Origin of the sequence: Staphylococcus gallinarum, assembly GCF_000875895.1 — a bacterium.
Lineage (GTDB): Bacteria > Bacillota > Bacilli > Staphylococcales > Staphylococcaceae > Staphylococcus > Staphylococcus gallinarum.
In genome coordinates this window covers 1-241 of the sequence record NZ_JXCF01000255.1, presented here as the reverse complement: position 1 = coordinate 241, position 241 = coordinate 1, and the positions used below count along the sequence as shown (strand labels likewise).

The following is a 241-nucleotide window of genomic DNA, read 5'->3' as shown; positions in this document are numbered from 1 at the left end:
TGAAGATAAACACCATTCGTTTATGGAATTTCCATCTATACGAAATCAGCTCTTTGTAGTCAATGGTCTTTCAAAATCTCATGCTTTGACAGGTGCAAGAGTAGGTTACGTACTATCTACCCCTCGCTTGATTGAAGAGGTAACAACAGTTCATTTATATAATTCAATATGTGTTGCTACCCCCAGCCAATATGGCGCAATAAGCGCATTGAAATATGGAGCACAAGATATAAAAAAAATG

Annotated in this window: 1 protein-coding gene; it reads left to right on the top strand. The window is 36.9% G+C overall.

Annotated features, from left to right (window positions below; genetic code table 11):
• The coding region (locus tag SH09_RS14355; protein ID WP_141639747.1) for an aminotransferase class I/II-fold pyridoxal phosphate-dependent enzyme at positions 1-241 on the top strand (241 nt) is incomplete at both ends.